13 protein-coding genes and 1 pseudogene are annotated in these 11,975 nt (G+C 59.7%); 8 read left to right on the top strand and 6 right to left on the bottom strand.

Going from position 1 to position 11,975, the window contains the following annotated elements:
• The first annotated feature begins 69 nt into the window (after positions 1–69).
• Positions 70–225 carry a hypothetical protein gene (locus tag LFL96_RS36355; RefSeq protein WP_281004045.1) on the top strand — a complete coding sequence of 52 codons (156 nt, stop codon included), beginning with the start codon at positions 70–72 and terminating at the stop codon, positions 223–225.
• A gap of 78 nt (positions 226–303) precedes the next feature.
• Here LFL96_RS36355 and LFL96_RS36360 read toward each other — a convergent pair whose 3' ends face one another.
• Together LFL96_RS36360 and LFL96_RS36365 are read right to left on the bottom strand one after the other, a co-directional pair.
• A complete protein-coding gene (locus tag LFL96_RS36360; RefSeq protein ID WP_281004046.1) occupies positions 304–2,274 on the bottom strand; it encodes a thiamine pyrophosphate-dependent enzyme in 1,971 nt (656 codons plus the stop codon).
• A 268-nt stretch (positions 2,275–2,542) separates the two neighbouring features.
• Positions 2,543–3,472 carry a formate/nitrite transporter family protein gene (locus LFL96_RS36365; RefSeq protein ID WP_281004047.1) on the bottom strand — a complete coding sequence of 310 codons (930 nt, stop codon included), beginning with the start codon at positions 3,470–3,472 and terminating at the stop codon, positions 2,543–2,545.
• Positions 3,473–3,715: 243 nt separating this feature from the next.
• Between LFL96_RS36365 and LFL96_RS36370 the strand changes: the two genes are divergently transcribed.
• On the top strand, positions 3,716–3,955 hold the full coding sequence (locus LFL96_RS36370) for a DUF2934 domain-containing protein (RefSeq protein ID WP_281004048.1): 240 nt from the start codon (positions 3,716–3,718) through the stop codon (positions 3,953–3,955).
• Between the two features lie 254 nt (positions 3,956–4,209).
• Here the strand turns inward: LFL96_RS36370 and LFL96_RS36375 are convergent, their stop codons facing one another.
• A complete protein-coding gene (locus tag LFL96_RS36375; protein ID WP_281004049.1) occupies positions 4,210–4,575 on the bottom strand; it encodes a hypothetical protein in 366 nt (121 codons plus the stop codon).
• 138 nt (positions 4,576–4,713) lie between these two features.
• On the opposite strand from LFL96_RS36375, the gene LFL96_RS36380 reads away from it, so the two are divergent.
• The gene (locus LFL96_RS36380) at positions 4,714–5,055 is read left to right on the top strand and encodes a hypothetical protein (RefSeq protein WP_281004050.1); all 342 of its coding nucleotides are present in this window, start codon (positions 4,714–4,716) and stop codon (positions 5,053–5,055) included.
• 130 nt (positions 5,056–5,185) lie between these two features.
• On the opposite strand, the gene LFL96_RS36385 is transcribed toward LFL96_RS36380, so the two are convergent.
• Complete coding sequence (locus LFL96_RS36385; protein WP_281004051.1) at positions 5,186–5,851, bottom strand: HAD family hydrolase; 666 nt, start codon at positions 5,849–5,851, stop codon at positions 5,186–5,188.
• Positions 5,852–6,474: 623 nt separating this feature from the next.
• On the opposite strand from LFL96_RS36385, the gene LFL96_RS36390 reads away from it, so the two are divergent.
• A complete protein-coding gene (locus tag LFL96_RS36390; protein WP_281004052.1) occupies positions 6,475–7,386 on the top strand; it encodes a hypothetical protein in 912 nt (303 codons plus the stop codon).
• Between the two features lie 371 nt (positions 7,387–7,757).
• Here the strand turns inward: LFL96_RS36390 and LFL96_RS36395 are convergent, their stop codons facing one another.
• Entirely contained in the window at positions 7,758–8,642 is an 885-nt protein-coding gene (locus LFL96_RS36395; RefSeq protein WP_281004053.1) for a manganese catalase family protein, read from the bottom strand.
• 580 nt (positions 8,643–9,222) lie between these two features.
• Positions 9,223–9,606 (bottom strand): hypothetical protein, encoded by a 384-nt coding sequence (locus LFL96_RS36400; RefSeq protein ID WP_281004054.1) that lies wholly within the window; start codon positions 9,604–9,606, stop codon positions 9,223–9,225.
• A gap of 241 nt (positions 9,607–9,847) precedes the next feature.
• On the opposite strand from LFL96_RS36400, the gene LFL96_RS36405 reads away from it, so the two are divergent.
• The 4 genes and pseudogenes from LFL96_RS36405 to LFL96_RS36420 all read left to right on the top strand — a co-directional run bounded on the left by LFL96_RS36405 (position 9,848) and on the right by LFL96_RS36420 (position 11,942).
• Positions 9,848–10,288: an Hsp20/alpha crystallin family protein gene (locus LFL96_RS36405; RefSeq protein WP_281004055.1), complete on the top strand. Its 441-nt coding sequence runs from the start codon at positions 9,848–9,850 to the stop codon at positions 10,286–10,288.
• A gap of 27 nt (positions 10,289–10,315) precedes the next feature.
• The gene (locus LFL96_RS36410; protein ID WP_281004056.1) at positions 10,316–10,723 is read left to right on the top strand and encodes an Hsp20/alpha crystallin family protein; all 408 of its coding nucleotides are present in this window, start codon (positions 10,316–10,318) and stop codon (positions 10,721–10,723) included.
• A 160-nt stretch (positions 10,724–10,883) separates the two neighbouring features.
• Positions 10,884–11,445 (top strand): annotated as a pseudogene (locus tag LFL96_RS36415) (Hsp20/alpha crystallin family protein).
• A 242-nt stretch (positions 11,446–11,687) separates the two neighbouring features.
• A complete protein-coding gene (locus tag LFL96_RS36420) occupies positions 11,688–11,942 on the top strand; it encodes a hypothetical protein (protein ID WP_281004057.1) in 255 nt (84 codons plus the stop codon).
• Positions 11,943–11,975 lie beyond the last annotated feature (33 nt).

Genomic DNA, 11,975 nt, shown 5'->3' on the forward strand with positions numbered 1-11,975 from the left:
AGTTCGAATGATGTCCGGGAGCGGCCCTTGCTCGTTCCTGAATACCTCGCATCTGACAAAGGAGACGTCATGGCCACCACACCCAACGAAGGCGAAAATCCGATTCACCCGGATCAATCCGATGTCGCGCAAACCGACCTTCCGGACCTTGGTCCGGCGTCCGATCCGGACGCGTCGCCGCCCGATCCGGACGAAGATCCTGACGTGGAGGACAAAGAGCCTTGATTCTTAGCCTACGCCCTGCCCTGTGCTGTCCGGCAGGGCCGCGGCCGGCTTCCCACCACTCGCGCCGGCCGCAAGTTATCAAACAGATAATTGCTTCGGCATCGTCACCGGCTCAGTCGGGTCCACACGTACTTCCAGCAGCGCCGGACCTGGCGAACGCAGCAGCGCGTCGATGGCCGGCCGCAATTCGGCCGGGTTAGCGCATCTGAAGCCCCGCGTGCCGCAGGCCATCGCGATCTGCGCGTAATCGATCGCGCCAAGTTCGCATCCATAAGGCGGGTTCCCGAGCTCTTTCTGTTCGAACACGACCTCCGCAAGCAGATCATTGCACAGCACGACGATCTTGACTGGCAAGTCGTTCTTGACGGCCGTCGACATTTCAGCCATCAGCATCGCGAATCCGCCGTCGCCGACGATCGCGACCACCTGGCGCTCTGGCCTCGCCAACTGAGCGGCAATCGCAAACGGCAGACCGGGTGCCATGGTCGCCAGCATGCCGGTCGCGATGAGTTGTTGGCCGCTTCGCAGTTGAAGAAACCGCGCTGAAAAATGTGTATTCGCGCCGCAATCGAGGCATACGATCGCGTCTGGCGCCAACGCATCGCTAACGGCCCGCACGACGCTTTGCGGACGCAACGGCGTGCGCTCGGTGGCGGCCACCCGAACCAACAGGTCATTCCATTGGACAACGCGCGCCTGAATCTCGCGCAGGAATGCATCGTCTTTCTGGCGCAGCATCGGCAGTAAGGCTCGCAACGTTTCCTTCGTATCGCCCACCAGCCCAACCTCTACCGGAAAACGCAAGCCGACCCGCCCTGCATCGATATCGATCTGTACGCCGCGCGCGGCCCCCGGTTTCGGATACGAATCGATCCAAGGCATCGTCGTGCCAATGATCAGCACGGTGTCGCAGCGTTGCATCGCTTCCTCAGACGGCACTGTGCCCAGATGACCGATGCCGCCCGTCGAGAATGGCGAATCGTCGGGCAGGACGGTTCGTCCGAGCAAGGCCTTGGCGACCGGTGCGCTCAGTCGGCGAGCGACTTGCTCCAGTTCCGTGCCCGCGCCGAGCGCACCTTGTCCCACCATGATGGCGACACGGGGGCCAGCGTTGATGAGATCGGCGGCGGCTTGCAGATCCATCAGCGAGGGCGTCGGTGCCGGCCGGCTCCACGCACTGGACGTGCGGCCACCGTGATTTTCCGCGGACGCCTTGTCGTCGGACAGGCGCATGCCCTGTACGTCCTTGGACACGGTCAGATGGGCGACGCCGCGCAAGCCGAGCGCTCGACGGCAGGCGAGGTCCGTCACGGTCAGCGCGTGACGCGGACCGGTGACGACCGTGTTGTACAGGGCGACGTCCTGCATCAGCGCCGTGGTGTCCACGCTTTGCTGGAAGCGCGTGCCGCCCAGGTCGTGAAACGTCAGTCCTGTGATCGCGAGAACCGGTGCGCCGTCGAAATGCGCATCGTATAGACCGTTCATCAGATGTACGGCGCCCGGGCCGGTGGTCGCGACGCATACGCCGAGACGGCCGGTCGTTTTCGCCCAGCCGCTCGCCATGAATGCGGCCGCTTCCTCGTGACGCACCCCGATAAAGCGAATCCTGTCCCGGTGGCGACGAAGCGATTCGATGATCGGATTGATGCCGTCTCCGACCATCCCGAAGACGTGGTCGACGTCCCACGCAAGCAGCGTCTCGACGATTACGTCGGCGGTGGTCGCATCGGCGGGCGGGGTAAACGGCGGCTGGGGGGCGGCAGTTACAGATTGACCGTGAGGCGGTGGCACGTTCGACTGCAGGTGCGACTGTGCGGCAACGGTACGCATGGCAACCAGGCCCGCGCTGCCGGCCGCAGCCGCGCGCAGTACCCTGCGACGCGAGGCGGACTGGGGCATGTCGCTCGACTGCGCCGCCACATCCGGTGAATTGGCGTGATCTAGGTGCTGAGCCATGTGGATCTCCGAATAGCCGTCCAGCCCTGCGCGCAGAACGGGACGCCTCTCTCTCTGTCCCGGGTCGTGCACGGGATATGTGCGGAAGGTCAAGCATCGCTCGTACCCGAACCTTCGGGCGTAGCCGGATGCGCGCGATCCGAACGCGAGCTGCGTCGGCGGGATAATTTAGCCAGATTCAAATCTTCATTCGTTGCGTGGAAGCTGATCGGCAACCGGGGGCGCGGCGCTGGAAGTTGCGATGTCCATGACGGAGCGGATCACGATGACGATGCATGAAATGGACAGCTTCAGGGGCGTTCAGGATGTCGCCGACGGCACTCAAGCTGGCGTGCCGACGAGCGTGACGGACAGCATGCGCTTACCGGTTCTCGCTCATCTCCGGCGCGATCGCCGCATGATTGAGAAGCGCAACGAGCGAGGTGCCGCCTATCACATTGCCGGCAAAAGTTGGCAACAGGAATCTGAAGAAGTAGTCATCGGGCGACGCGATGCCCGCAAGCCATGCATAAGCTGCTTCCGTCGAACCGGCAATGATGTGCGACAGATGCGATACCCCCACCATGTACGTGATCAGAAGTACGGTTAGCAGGCGGCCGGAGCGCGCGCTGGGTAGCAGCCAGACCATCAATGCTATCAGCCAGCCGGCCAGGATCGCATGGACGACCGTGGGTATCGGCTTAAGCGACGTTATTGCGTCCACTGAAATACTGCACAGCGCGTTATCTACGTCGGTGGTGAAGATGCCAGGAATGCGCAGCATGGCCGCGAAAATCCATGTGCCGACCAGATTGAACAGCAGCACGACGGCCCACAGCCGAGACGCTCTCAGCGCTGTGGTCGCGTCGCGGCGTGTGAGTACCGGCAGCACGACGGTCAACGTGCTTTCAGTGAATAATTGCTGACGTCCCATGATAACCAGCACGAATCCCACGGTGTATCCGAAACTGGAGACGAGAGGGCGCCATAGGGCTTCCGGAAGGCGGGCGTCGAGCACGGCGGGGATGAGAAACGAGAATCCCATCGACATCCCCGCCGCGAGCGACGACCACGCGAGCGCGCCGATGGTTCGGCTCAGCGCGGCCTCGCCTTCCTCCCGAACAATCTCGTGAAGCACCAACGCGTGAGGCGCCGAGTGTCCGGCGGCCTGATCCTGTTGCCCCTCATCGAGGTGCGGCGATCCCGCGCCGGCCTCCTGCGGATCGGACGACCATGAACTCTCATCCGCGGCGCCACGATTGTCGCGCTCGGGCCGTTCAGCGTGGTGTTCTGGATGATCGGATTTCTGCATTGCCGTGATCTCCTTTCGGGCCGTGCATCGCTTTCCTTCGGTGCGGCAGACTCCGCGGACTGATTCCGCTCCTTCAAAGTGCTAAGTGGGAGCCGGATCAGGCGCAAGCGTTATGCCAGGCGACGAGGCGAGCAGAAAACCGGATGAACCCTCGATCGTGGCGTTTTCGCCAGCGATGAGGTAGACCTACTATTGGCACGGTTTAGCCTTCGGGGCAAAACATCGAGAGGGAGGGCAAAGGCAATGTCACAGGAAACACTCGAAAACCGGATTCGACGGAGGGCTTACGAATTGTGGCTGGCCGACGGCAGTATGGAGGGGTGTGCGGACGAATACTGGCGAAGGGCAAGGCTGGAGGTCGAGGCCGAAGTCGCGGAGGAAGCGCGGCAGGCACCACCACGCGCGGCGGGCTCCGGTCCAGCGATTCAGAATTTCCCCCACGACACACCGGATAATCTGTCCGAATCTGATCAATTAAAATGATAAAGCCGTCCGTAAGGGACGGCCAGAAAGGTTCCGACCATTTCGATAGCCGTGACTGTGTGGGAACCTATCGCCTGAATGCGCAGATTTTTCCAATTGAGTCAAAATGCCCGCTCAATCGGTTCCGACCAGGTAGCCGCATTCGGAATATTGCCTGTTGCGGAAGGTCACCACACCAGGCGACACGTTCACCACGCCCTCTCCCGTGACCAGCCAGCATCGTGCGTCATGGTCCGAGTATGCCACCCAAATGCCTAGCTTCCCCGCAGCGCGCTGCGACACGCGGCATATAGGTCGCGGATAACTGGCGATCGATTGTCAAGACGCCAGCTATGAGTGAATAGCTGAGTGAGCCAATCCGGATCACCGAAGCGTGGCTCATAGACGAATCCAAGTGCCACGGTTTCCGACAGCGTGCCAATTCGCACGCGCTCCTGCCAGTTCGCGTCGACGTCGTTGTTTAACAACCAGATCCGCGCGGACTCCACGAGATGATCGGTTCGAAGCCAACCGCCCGTGCGGGCGCGTCCGACGAGCTGCGCGACGACGAGATAAGTCAAAAGCTCGGCGCGCGCCTCGTCATCAATGCATTCCGGCCGGGACAAGTCGCCATTTACCATTTGGCTTCCCTAACCGCTTCGAGGCGGAAATTTGATTGCGGGCTGCAACCGACGTACCAGCTGCTGCGTATAAGTGTGATCAACGCCAGCCGGCCAACGGCACACGTTCGACGTCCGGCGTGTTCGGGAATAATCTCTATGTCATACGTCTCAAACAGCCATGCCCGCGTGGACTGCCTTTGCTTTCTCGTCATCGGCCAGCTCGTGGCCAGGGTGAAATTGGGAGCGTGGCTCCAGCCGGATCGGATAGCTGAATTGCTTGTCATCTGGAATGCCGGACGGCGGGAAAGCGAGTACATCGATTCCTCTGCATTGTCGGGGCTTTCGGAGGCTATAGCTGCGGACCTCTTTCAGATTCCGGATTTGCGAGATCTGGGTGCACTAGCCAAGCTTATCTCCGGCAAAGGAACGCTCGACTATCACGCTCCCGGCGTCCAGGCGATTTTCCGGATTTGTATGGCGCGGCTGGCGTCGTCGTAAGTTCCAATGTCGGCAGAATTGATTCACTTATGCTTACGATGGCGCAATCATGCGAAGCCGCCGTCGGTTAGCGTGCTGCCCCGACCAACAAATGAAGGTAGACTGCGGTCGCCCGAATTTGCTCGCCTCGCTAACGCGAAGCGAGTGGCGAATTATCAAAGCAGGCCAGCATGGCGCCCGGTCCCGGATAGATCGCGCTGCAGCCGCTTGCCCGGAGACTTGCTTCGCTGAAACCGCCACAGAGCACCCCGATGGTTCGCATACCCATCTTTCCGGCCGCCTGTGCGTCGTAAGGGCTATCGCCTATCGCTATCGCGTAGTTTGCGGGGATTCCAAGTTTCTCAAGCGCAGCCCCGAAAATGTCGGGCGCGGGTTTCGACAGTTTTGCATCCGACGAAGACGTACGCTGGTCGACCAGCTGTGCTATTCCCGCGATTTCGAGATAGATCTCAAGTTCGTCTTCTTTCGCTGATGACGCCACCGCCACCTGAAGACCGGCGTCGCGTACCCGTTGCAAGAGTTGCGGCACAGCGGAGAAAGGGCGAACCATTTGCAGGTACTTCGACTTGAAGCGCTCACCGCGCCATTTTTCCAATGCGGCCCCGTGTTCACTCTGCTGCCCGGCACTAAGAAAAACGGGTAATAGCTGGTCACCACCTTTGCCAATCTGACTACGTACCTTCTCGAAGGTAACGTCATACCCGAACTCCGCGAACGCCTCCTGCCAGGCGAGTGCATGCAGATCAACAGAGTCGATCAACGTTCCGTCGATATCGAAAACAGCGGCTTGGGGCATGGAAAGCCTTCCTTCAAGTTTGACATGCGCATGTTGCGCGCGACAGACCGGGCTGATTACACTGCGCGCGGCGGGGGCGCCAAAAGGGCGTCTGGTGATACGTACGCAATCGCGGGTCGCTCGCCTGCAGCACGCAAAGTCGCCCCAAATCCCGCAGGCGCCCATGCTTTCAGACGTGCGCCGGTGATCACTGTGACACTGCCACTCCCAGCCAATGGTCGCCCCAGCGGCAACGGGCGCGTCGACCAGCGCCACCTCCCCATTTGGAGGACAACGGTCTGAAACCTCTGAAACCTCCCACTTTTTCGGCGACCGCGGCGGAGCCCCCCCCGTTCGCGCCGTGAATGCCGTTGGCCGTCACGATCCCGGTAGGTCGCGATGATCTCCTGTCGGACCGCCGCAGCGCGGCAGTCCGGTGCTCGGGGAAGACCGGGGGACAGGACTTACAACTTCGCATGAAACGGGCCTGCGTCAGCGGCTGGTGTAAAGAAGGCGACGGCCACCCGTAAAAATGCCTCTCTCTATAGGAACGGAAAATGCTTCTGCGGGGTGCGGATTGTTTAGACACAGCACTAGTCGGTACATCGCAGTAACAATTTCGACAAAAGCAATGGAGATTGACGATGATCCACATCAAGGACCCTGCGGGATATCCGATGCAAACGGACGACCCGACGCTTTTCGCCCATCAGCACGACGGCGTGGTTTCATGGGGCGCGGTATTTGCGGGCGGCGTCGGGGCGGCTGCGTTTGCCCTCATCCTTCTCACCCTCGGAACGGGGCTGGGTCTGACGGCGCTTTCCCCGTGGTCATCAGGCGCCTCCAATGCGAAAGCCTTCGGCTTTTCCGCCGTGGTGTGGGTATGCGTCACAGCGATCCTTGCGTCGGGTCTTGGCGGCTATCTAGCCGGACGGCTTCGCCGGCGCTGGCTGACCATCACCGCCGACGAGCTCCATTTCCGGGATACGGCGCACGGCTTTTTGAGCTGGGCTGTGGCGACGCTTCTGACGGCGGTAATTCTCACGTCGGCGGCTTCTGGGGCTATACATGCAGGCACTCAGGCGGCCGCCACAACCGCGGGTGAGCGAGGTTTCAGCACGATGCGAGGCGACGCAGACGCAGCGCTTAATACCTGGCCACTCGGCTACCTCGTCGATTCCCTGTTCCGGCGCCCTCCTTCCTCCCAGCCGGCGCCAGCGGCGACCAACGAGTCGCCCCGTCGGGAGGCGACTCGCATCTTTCTGAACAGTGCTGCGACAGGCGCCCAGCTATCTCCGGATGACGCGAGTTACCTGGGGCAATTGGTGGCGCAACGCACCGGCCTTCCGCCGGCTGCTGCGCAGGCTCGCGTAACCACCACCTATACGAATTTTGTACAGAAACTCGCTGCGCTGGATGACGCAGCAAAGGCTGCCGCCGACAGAGCACGCAAGATAACGATTGGCGCTTCGCTGTGGCTGTTTGTTTCGCTTCTCATGGGCGCGTTCTCAGCGAGCCTTCTCGCTATTTATGGCGGTCGGGTAAGACAGCTCTAATCTGAATCAAAATCCCTAACCACGGAGGTAGTGATGCGCTCAATTCTTCTTTATATGCTCGGTGTGCCGATCCCCATCATCATTCTGATCGCGCTTTTCTGGCATTGACGTAGCGCGGTCATCCTGTCCGGATGACCGCGGGACCGACTCGTCAATCGATGGCGATGCATCTCGGCTTTTAGTTGTCGTCTTCATCGTTCGTGGACGGCGATGGCTGCGCGATCGCTAGTCTTTTGGCGCACCGGGGAAGAAATCTCAGATCTACGCCGCCGCCTCGCGGCGGCGTTGGCAATGAAAGATGTTGAGTGATGTTTTCGATACAACACAAGGATTTGCCGACCCGAAGGCCGGCTTACAGACTGGCGGCTTCCTTATTTCTCCACTACCGCCTCCTGCCCTGCGCCTAAATCCGCACCCGTGACCGGGTCCGTCGTTGTCGCAGATGCGGTTCGCGACGCCATCGCATTGAGCGCTTCAACATCCTGCTCGGAAACCTGCACGGTGGCCAGACCATCGCCACCGTCGACCGCCGGCTCCGGATTTTCAACGACATCCCAGTTTGGCCCTTCGTTCCACGGGCCTCGAGGGGCATCGTCCCCGGACGACATCTTGTAATAGACGCTGGCGTATTCCGCAACACCCGGCAGCTTCCCTTGCGGAAAATTCGGCTGGATCGAATGCAAGGCCTTTTCGAAAGACTTCTGATGCGCGATTTCGCGAGTCATGAGGAATCCGAGCGTTTCAGCGATGCCGACATCCTCGGTCACGTTCATCAAGCGCTCATAGACAATCTTGGCGCGCGCCTCTGCAGCGATGTTAGATCGGAGATCCGCCGTAGGCTCACCAATGGTGTCAACATATGCCGCGGTCCAGGGGACGCCTGCCGAGTTGGTCAAGGCGGGGCCACCGCCGTACAGAAGGGACGTGACATGTGAATCGTTGCCGCCGCCGGTGAGCGAACGGTAGAGTTCCGCTTCGGACTCCACAGCTTCGGCCAATCGGCCTTTCGCACCTTTGTTAAGCATCGCGACTATCGAACCAATAATTTCCAGATGACTGAGTTCTTCTGTCGCAATGTCAAACAACATGTCGCGTCGCCCGGGGTCGTCCTCGCTTATCGCCTGAGTGAAATACCGGCAAGCTGCCCCCAGCTCACCCTGAGGCCCTCCAAACTGCTCGAGAAGGAGATTGGCCAGACCGGGGTTCGGTGCCGCCACGCGAACCGTGTATTGCAGTCGCTTGTTGTGCACAAACATCGCATTTCTCCAAGAAAAAGTCGGATTCACAGCGGCCTTTGCAGATAGAAAGGTCCGCACATGAAGACGTTTGTAGAAAAAGCCGATTGGTGGGCGATGCCGAACGCATTTGCGGGATGACGCCGACCCGGTCTCAGGGCGAGTGCCCTGGCGTGATGTGCGCGCAGTAACGCAACGGGTAACACTGCAGACTTTGATGCCGCATGCGCTGTGCCCGGGGCCGGTTATTCCTGCGGTCTACCGGCAGAGCACCGCAGATGCGAGTAGCGATCGCGATGGAACAAACCGAAATAGCTGAATCCCTCCGCCGACCATGGCGAGCGGTTAGCGCTATCGCCTCGGAGGAGCGCTCTGCGCGTTAAATGGCGCACGATCTTCGCGGCTGGGTGCCGGCGGCATGTCGCCCGGGCACTTGCGAAGCGGCCGACGCCAGCCGGACAAACGTGGCCGCGCCATCAGCCCAATTTTTTCTTGGCGTCATTTCTGGGCGTCAATTAGCGGCAGCAGGGATCTGGGATGTCATGAAACGGGCCTCCAGTGCTTCGGAGGCCGGTACGGTGCACGCGTACGGTAGCGGCAATCAGTGAATCGGCGGAACTACACCGAGCTTTTCGGCCAGCATCCGCTCATAAACGCCGAAGTGCAGATCTACCTCTTCCTGCGTAACCGCCGTCACGAGAATATTGATCTGTGTCGACTGTAAGCCGAGGACGGTTGCAATCGCCGCCTCCAACTGTGGCACGCACAGACGGTCTTCGGCAAAGGTGGTGCCGACAGCAATCTCATAGGCAGACTCCTGCCGGAGAACCACTTCCACAACTCTCGCACGCGCGCTCATGTTGTTGTCGATTGCAAGCCGGATAACGTCAACGGTCTGGCGCATGGTCTCGGTGGGAAACCCCTTGCTGGAGCGCAACCGGATTCGGTGTCGGCCAAGAGTCAGCCAGTCATATTCGAATTCCATATGTCCTCGGATGATCTGTCAAAGGTGTCGCCTAGATAGGATTTGCACAGCAGGATTCAAGCGCAAATGATCCAGCGCCCCCTTGAAATTTTCGTTCTATTTCCTATCTTGAATTCCGCTCAGGCAGTGGCGCCCTTAGCACGGCGCGCTGCGTGTTTCGATTTGTGTGCCTGTGCTGGCGGACGGACTGGAGCGCGTAAGCCGGTTCGTCTTCCTGCTCGTTTATATGAGGAAAATGATCATGAGCGATCCCTACTTTGGAGCCGATCTTCTAAGCGAGTTTGAAAGCCTGCAACGTCAGATGTCCAGCCTGTTTGGCGGTTTCCCGTCCAGCATACGTTCCGAGCGTCTTGCCGCGTTCCCGCAGATCAATATCGGGTCGACGGACAACTCGATCGAGATCGTCGCTTTCGCACCGGGTGTCAATCCGGGAAGCCTCGAAGTTTCGATTGATAAGGGCCTGCTGAGCATCAGCGGCGAGCGGGCTGCCGCGCAGCCGGAAACCGGCGACGCTTCCCGAAGGTATGCACAGGAGCGTTTTACCGGTGCTTTCCGGCGCGTTATCGAACTGCCTCAGTACGCGGACCCGGATAACGTCACGGCCAGATACGTCAACGGCTGCTTAAGCGTAAGCATTGGAAAGCGGGAAGCGTCACAGCCGCGTGCTATCACCGTTCAGTGAGACCTTTTTCGGATAGAGGATGACATCATGAAAAACACAACGGAACTTGCCAGGAAAGACGAAACGGCGGCGGACCGGTGCGAAGAAAATGTGTCACAACGGCGCGTCACGATAACCCCGCCCGTGGACATTTTCGAGGATAGCCACGGCATCACTCTATGGGCGGATCTGCCCGGGGTGACAAAAGACCGGCTCGAGGTCAAGGTGCACGATGGCAATCTTTTCGTTGATGGTGAAGCAGTGGTATCCACGCCGGCTGGACTGCGCGTGCGCCATGCTGAAGTCCGTCAGCCCCGCTTCGCGCGAGCATTCTCTCTTGGACCTGACTTCGACGCGTCGAAAATCGATGCGAATTTGAAGGATGGGGTGCTGAAGCTGACGATACCACGGCGCGACGAAGCACGACCGCGTCGGATCGACGTACGTACGGACTGAGCGGCATCAAGGCAATCGTTCGCTCGAAGTAGGTAGGCAAAGCGGGGTGGCAGGCACTTGGCTGCCACCCCTTGTCAGGAGGTGCGTGGTCAGCCTGTAGTGGGTTGCGCTGCGATGGACACGGACGAAATGGCGATCGGATGGATTAGAGGAGGTCACGATGAGCGCCAATCTGAAGAAGCGGAATCCCTTCAAATTCCTGCGTGGAGCAGCTGACAAGCCGGGTGCAGATGGCGCGGACGATCCGCCGTACTGCGGACCCGGGCGTGCTTCCCGACCCGACGTTTCGCGGTTGTTCTCTGCCGAGGCGTGGCGCGCAGTAGAGGAGTTTTTGCATGACCCGTTTGCGAGCCGAAGTGCACTCGAACGATGGTTTGGCGATTTCAGCGCATCGCGCTTTCACCGCGCATCGACGTCGTGGACGAGGGACCGGTGCTGCGGATAACGGTGGAACGACCGGGGATAGAGCGCGAGGACGTGAAGCTGAGGGTCGAGGACGGCGCCATAGTTTTGCGCGGTGAAAAAAGCAGGACTTCCGCAGCGAAGAGAATGGCTGCTACCGCGTGGAGCGCGCCCACGGACGTTTCATGCGTACGATACCGATGCCTGAGTACGCCGACCCCGCTCGCGCGCTAGCCAAGTTCGACAATGGAGTGCTCACGCTGACAGTGCCCAAAATGGAGCCTGAGCCATCCGCCAGTCGTTACATCGATATCGGTTAAGCTACGAACGTGGAGATGCTCGACGATTGTCGAAATATAAACTGAGCCGTCAGCTTAGCTGGTGGAGGCGCGGATTTTTATCCGTTGGGCGCTGATTCGAAATTTAGTACAGCGCAACATGCCAGCGTTCGTAGCAAGAACATGGAGACTTACCGGAAGTCCTGGCGCTTTTTTCTGGCCCGTCGTATTCGATAACGAATGAAGACGGATATTTGCTAGAGATGTACCTGAACGGAGCCGATATGCAGCCGAAAGAACTCGTCATTGTTCCGTATGGCGACGACTTGTGCTTCACGCATTTCTATCAAGGCAAGCCACATCTCGTCAAGGTCACAGCAGAGGCGCTTGCCGGCATTCGCGTCGCCAAAGCGCAATCAACTTCACGCGTCGAGACCCTGCGAAAAAACCTGAAAAGCATAATCATTATTGCGGAGAGAAAGGTCGACAATGGCGAAATTCCCGTCGTTTATTTACGGGATGTTACCGCCGAGGGCTGATGTGCAAATGATGAGGAGCGGCTGACACTCATG

The organism is Paraburkholderia sp. D15, from assembly GCF_029910215.1.
In the GTDB taxonomy this organism is placed as follows: Bacteria; Pseudomonadota; Gammaproteobacteria; order Burkholderiales; family Burkholderiaceae; genus Paraburkholderia.

Bases quoted from the DNA above. Each gene is read 5' to 3' on its own strand.
- LFL96_RS36355 (WP_281004045.1), top strand. From the start codon at position 70: ATGGCCACCACACCCAACGAAGGCGAAAATCCGATTCACCCGGATCAA.
- LFL96_RS36365 (WP_281004047.1), bottom strand. From the start codon at position 3,472: ATGCAGAAATCCGATCATCCAGAACACCACGCTGAACGGCCCGAGCGC.
- LFL96_RS36370 (WP_281004048.1), top strand. From the start codon at position 3,716: ATGTCACAGGAAACACTCGAAAACCGGATTCGACGGAGGGCTTACGAA.
- LFL96_RS36375 (WP_281004049.1), bottom strand. From the start codon at position 4,575: ATGGTAAATGGCGACTTGTCCCGGCCGGAATGCATTGATGACGAGGCG.
- LFL96_RS36380 (WP_281004050.1), top strand. From the start codon at position 4,714: ATGTCATACGTCTCAAACAGCCATGCCCGCGTGGACTGCCTTTGCTTT.
- LFL96_RS36385 (WP_281004051.1), bottom strand. From the start codon at position 5,851: ATGCCCCAAGCCGCTGTTTTCGATATCGACGGAACGTTGATCGACTCT.
- LFL96_RS36390 (WP_281004052.1), top strand. From the start codon at position 6,475: ATGATCCACATCAAGGACCCTGCGGGATATCCGATGCAAACGGACGAC.
- LFL96_RS36395 (WP_281004053.1), bottom strand. From the start codon at position 8,642: ATGTTTGTGCACAACAAGCGACTGCAATACACGGTTCGCGTGGCGGCA.
- LFL96_RS36400 (WP_281004054.1), bottom strand. From the start codon at position 9,606: ATGGAATTCGAATATGACTGGCTGACTCTTGGCCGACACCGAATCCGG.
- LFL96_RS36405 (WP_281004055.1), top strand. From the start codon at position 9,848: ATGAGCGATCCCTACTTTGGAGCCGATCTTCTAAGCGAGTTTGAAAGC.
- LFL96_RS36410 (WP_281004056.1), top strand. From the start codon at position 10,316: ATGAAAAACACAACGGAACTTGCCAGGAAAGACGAAACGGCGGCGGAC.
- LFL96_RS36420 (WP_281004057.1), top strand. From the start codon at position 11,688: ATGCAGCCGAAAGAACTCGTCATTGTTCCGTATGGCGACGACTTGTGC.